Source organism: Pedobacter sp., assembly GCF_045628745.1.
GTDB lineage: Bacteria > Bacteroidota > Bacteroidia > Sphingobacteriales > Sphingobacteriaceae > Pedobacter.
The window spans coordinates 1-4,560 of sequence record NZ_JAZQPU010000257.1 but is presented as its reverse complement, the minus strand read 5'-3'; the positions used below and the strand labels follow the sequence as shown (position 1 = coordinate 4,560).

Genomic DNA, 4,560 nt, shown 5'->3' with positions numbered 1-4,560 from the left:
CTTCGGAGTAGGCAGATCTACTGCACAACGTATATTGACGGAAGCAGGTATCGATTTAAACAAAAAAGTACAAGATTGGTCAGATGACGAGTTGTCTGCTATCCGTACAATTATCAACGACCAGATTAAAGTAGAAGGTGCTTTACGTTCTGAAGTTCAGTTGAACATTAAACGTTTAATGGATATCGGCTGTTACCGCGGATTGCGTCACAGAAAAGGATTGCCGGTACGTGGTCAACGTACTAAGAACAATTCTCGTACTCGTAAAGGCAAGAGAAAAACAGTTGCTAACAAGAAAAAAGCTACTAAATAGTATTAGTATCGACGTATAATTATGGCTAAAAGTAAAAAAGTAACCAAAAAGCGTATTGTTATTGTTGAGTCTGTAGGACAGGCACACATCAATGCTACTTTTAATAATATCATTGTTACCTTAACAAATAACAACGGTCAAACTATTTCATGGTCTTCAGCAGGTAAAATGGGTTTTAAGGGTTCTAAAAAGAACACTCCATATGCTGCAGGTCAAGCTGCATCTGATTGCGGTAAAGTAGCTTTCGACTTAGGTCTGCGTAAAGTAGAAGTGTTTGTTAAAGGTCCAGGTTCAGGCCGCGAATCTGCAATTAGAACATTGCAAGTAGCAGGTATTGAAGTAACCTCTATCAAAGATATTACCCCGCTTCCTCACAACGGTTGTCGCCCACCGAAAAAGAGAAGAGTTTAATTTATTAATTTTTAAAGCTAAGAGTCTGCAGTTTAAGGCTGCACGATACTTTAAAACAAAAAGAAATGGCAAGATATACAGGACCTAAATCCAAAATCGCGCGTAAATTCAGAGAGCCAATTTTCGGCCCTGACAAAGTATTAGACAGAAAAAACTATCCTCCTGGCCAGCATGGTGCCTCAAAAAGAAGAGGTAAGCAATCTGAGTACGCAGTTCAGTTAATGGAAAAACAAAAAGTTAAATACACTTACGGTGTATTAGAACGTCAATTCCGTAACTTATTTACAAAAGCGTCAGCCCGTCAAGGAATTACAGGTGATAATTTATTACAATTATTAGAAGCCCGTTTAGACAATACAGTATATAGATTGGGTATTGCAACAACACGTTCAGCTGCACGTCAGTTAGTTAGCCATAAACACGTAACAGTGAATGGTGAAGTGGTAAATATTCCTTCTTATCAATTAAAAGCTGGAGATGTAATTGCGGTTCGTGAGAAATCAAAAACCTTAGAGGCAATCACTAACTCTGTTGCAGGTAGAGTAATCAATAAATTCAATTGGTTAGACTGGAATGCTAATGAACTTACTGGTAAGTTCTTAGCTTATCCAAACCGCGACGAGATTCCGGAAAATATTAAAGAAAACCTTATAATAGAGTTATACTCTAAGTAATCTTTAAAAAATTAACTGCCTGTTTCAGGCAGTTAATTTTTTTTGCGTTACAAAAAATTAATAACGATCTAAAAACATTATAAATGGCAATTTTAGCATTTCAGAAACCCGATAAGGTCATCATGCAGAAATCAACAGATTTCGATGGTACATTTGAATTTCGTCCCTTAGAGCCCGGCTTCGGTGTAACAATTGGTAATGCCTTAAGAAGAATTTTACTTTCTTCACTTGAAGGTTTTGCCATCACTAGTATTCGTTTTTCTGGCGTATCCCATGAGTTTTCTACCATGAAAGGTGTTGTAGAAGACTTAACCGAAATCATTCTTAATTTAAAACAAGTTCGTTTTAAAAAAGTTGGTGATGTAGGTGATTCTGAAAAGATTTTCATCATCATAAATGGACAAGATCAATTTAAAGCCGGTGACGTTACTAAATTCTCAAGTAACTTCGAAGTCCTAAACCCAGATTTAGTTATCTGTAATATGGATAAAGCGGTTACTTTAGAGGTTGAATTAACAATCAATAAAGGACGTGGTTATGTTCCTGCAGAAGATAATAAAGTTAATGATGCCCTGGTTGGTGTGATCGCTATTGATTCGATCTATACGCCAATGAAGAATGTAAAATACACGATCGAAAACTATCGTGTTGAACAAAAAACAGATTACGAAAAGTTAATTTTAGATATTTCTACTGACGGATCAATTCATCCTGAAGAAGCTTTGAAAGAAGCTGCAAAAATCCTGATTCAACACTTTATGTTATTCTCTGATGAGAATCTTGTATTGGAGTCTCAGGCTAAAGAAGAAACTAAAGAAGTTGATGAGGAAATTTTACATATGCGTAAAATCCTTAAAACGGAATTAGTTGATTTAGATCTTTCAGTTCGTGCATTGAACTGCTTAAAAGCAGCTGATATCCGCACACTTGCTGATCTTGTTTCTTACGATGTAGCTGATATGTTAAAATTCAGAAACTTTGGTAAAAAGTCTTTAACTGAAATTCAGGAACTGGTTAAATCTAAAAGCTTGTCTTTTGGTATGAACCTTTCTAAATTCAAGTTAGACGAAGAATAATACAACAAATTATATATTGTTAATCGTGTGTAATTCCCTCAGATTAATTTCAAAGAGACGGTACACACTGAATAAAATCAAAAATGAGACACGGTAAAAAAGGAAACCACTTAGGCAGAACAGATTCACATCGTAGAGCGATGTTGGCTAACATGGCTTCATCACTAATTAAACACAAAAGAATCTCTACTACATTAGCTAAAGCTAAAGCTTTGCGTATGTATGTTGAGCCTTTATTGACTAAATCTAAAACTGATACTACACACTCTCGTCGTATTGTTTTTAGCTACTTACAAGATAAAGATACTGTTACTGAATTGTTCCGTGATGTTGCAGCTAAAATTGCTAACCGTCCGGGTGGTTATACCAGAATTATCAAATTAAACAATCGTTTAGGTGATAATGCTGAGATGGCTCTAATCGAGTTAGTAGACTACAACGAGGTTTATGGTAAAGAAGCTGAAGCAGCTGAGAAGAAAACTACTCGTCGTGGTAGAACTAAAGCTAAAAAAGCTGATGCTCCTGCAACCGAAGCTAAAGAAGAAGTTGTTGCTGAAGAAGCAGCTGCTGAAACACCTGCTAAAGACGAAGAAAGCAAAGAAGCTTAATCTTCCTCCATTCATAAAGCTTAAAAGGCCCTGTTGTTTATTCAGCAGGGCCTTTTGCTTAGTGCTTTTTTAACTAATTTTGTTCTTCATTTCTCCTATCATGACTTCATCTTCCTCCATAGCTCAATTTACTGCTGGCATCCAGGAATCTCTTGCAGACCGATCATTCATCAAAATCTCCCTTGGTAATTATAAGGGTACAGCTGCAGGTTTAAAAAATATATATGTACGCCTGGTCCAGATTAAAAGGGAAGAAAAACTTTCTTTTACCATCAGGTATAAAACCAGGGATGTGACCAAAAACTACGATCTTAAAGAGGGCATCATTTTTCTTGTTGAACAGCTCAATAATGGCTTCGCCATGAATACCCTGTTTACCTCCAGTATGGATTTGATTTTGGAAAGAAGGGGTAGTTCTGAATTTGTTTGTAGAAAAAAAGGCCCGTCGCTTGCTGCTCAAAGCTCAACTTCGCATAACAAGGAAAAAACGAGATTGCTTAGTGCAGCACCAGACAAAAAGTATTTGTTTGATTTGAAGATCACTGATGAAAGGGGGGAAGTGTTTAAAAATGCACAGGATAAATACAAACAGATCAACCAGTATATTGAACTGCTGAGTCCAATGTTGAATGATTTAAGTAAAGAGCAGGTTCAGCATGTGGTGGATATGGGATCGGGAAAAGGCTACCTTACTTTTGCTTTATATGATTACCTGCACCAGGTGCTGAAATGGGATACTAAGGTGACAGGTGTAGAATACCGTAAAGACCTTGTAGAACTGTGTAACGGGATTGCTGCCAATGCCAACTTTGAATCGTTAAATTTTGTGGAAGGTACTATTCAGGAATATGATGTGCCGCACATTGATTTATTGATTGCCTTACATGCTTGTGATACGGCAACAGATGATGCTATCTATAAAGGCATAAAGGCAGGCGCACAACTTATTGTGGTGGCACCTTGCTGTCATAAACAAATTAGAAAAGAGATTACCCATGGCAAGGCGCAAAACGAATTAGATTTCCTGTTGAAATATGGGATCTTTTTAGAGCGACAAGCCGAAATGGTGACAGATGGTATACGGGCTTTGATTTTGGAGTATTTCGGCTACAAAACTAAAGTGATGGAATTTATCTCTGATGTACATACGCCTAAAAATGTTTTAGTAGTAGGCGTTAAAAACGACAAGTTGAAAGTTGATCAACAGGCTGTGTTAAATAAAATCAGGGAAACCAAGGCATACTTTGGAATCAGCTATCACCACCTGGAGCGTTTATTAAGATTAGAACAGTAATTTCTGTCAACATGTCACATATCAGCAGACTGATTAAATACAATTTTGCCGATTGCGTCTAAAGATATGTCATTAACCTGCCAAACAGTATTTGGCACAACCCTTGTTTAACACGAGGTATAGAATAAAATATACATTAAAAGATATAATAAAATGGGAAAAATAATTGGTATAGACTTAGGAA

General features: G+C 36.7%; 6 protein-coding genes. All 6 read left to right on the top strand.

The window, feature by feature from the left end; all coding sequences use genetic code 11:
- On the top strand, positions 1-313 hold a 313-nt coding region (gene rpsM / locus ACR2F7_RS09785; protein WP_432713389.1), incomplete at its 5' end, for a 30S ribosomal protein S13.
- 21 nt (positions 314-334) lie between these two features.
- Positions 335-724, top strand: coding sequence for a 30S ribosomal protein S11 (gene rpsK, locus ACR2F7_RS09780; protein WP_196859748.1), 390 nt, complete (start codon positions 335-337; stop codon positions 722-724).
- A 65-nt stretch (positions 725-789) separates the two neighbouring features.
- Entirely contained in the window at positions 790-1,398 is a 609-nt protein-coding gene (gene rpsD, locus ACR2F7_RS09775; RefSeq protein WP_432713388.1) for a 30S ribosomal protein S4, read from the top strand.
- A gap of 83 nt (positions 1,399-1,481) precedes the next feature.
- Positions 1,482-2,474 carry a DNA-directed RNA polymerase subunit alpha gene (locus ACR2F7_RS09770; RefSeq protein WP_432713387.1) on the top strand — a complete coding sequence of 331 codons (993 nt, stop codon included), beginning with the start codon at positions 1,482-1,484 and terminating at the stop codon, positions 2,472-2,474.
- Positions 2,475-2,557: 83 nt separating this feature from the next.
- Complete coding sequence (gene rplQ, locus ACR2F7_RS09765) at positions 2,558-3,082, top strand: 50S ribosomal protein L17 (protein WP_432713386.1); 525 nt, start codon at positions 2,558-2,560, stop codon at positions 3,080-3,082.
- Between the two features lie 100 nt (positions 3,083-3,182).
- Entirely contained in the window at positions 3,183-4,376 is a 1,194-nt protein-coding gene (locus ACR2F7_RS09760; RefSeq protein ID WP_432713385.1) for a class I SAM-dependent methyltransferase, read from the top strand.
- Positions 4,377-4,560 lie beyond the last annotated feature (184 nt).

Bases quoted from the DNA above. Each gene is read 5' to 3' on its own strand.
- rpsK (WP_196859748.1), top strand. From the start codon at position 335: ATGGCTAAAAGTAAAAAAGTAACCAAAAAGCGTATTGTTATTGTTGAG.
- rpsD (WP_432713388.1), top strand. From the start codon at position 790: ATGGCAAGATATACAGGACCTAAATCCAAAATCGCGCGTAAATTCAGA.
- ACR2F7_RS09770 (WP_432713387.1), top strand. From the start codon at position 1,482: ATGGCAATTTTAGCATTTCAGAAACCCGATAAGGTCATCATGCAGAAA.
- rplQ (WP_432713386.1), top strand. From the start codon at position 2,558: ATGAGACACGGTAAAAAAGGAAACCACTTAGGCAGAACAGATTCACAT.
- ACR2F7_RS09760 (WP_432713385.1), top strand. From the start codon at position 3,183: ATGACTTCATCTTCCTCCATAGCTCAATTTACTGCTGGCATCCAGGAA.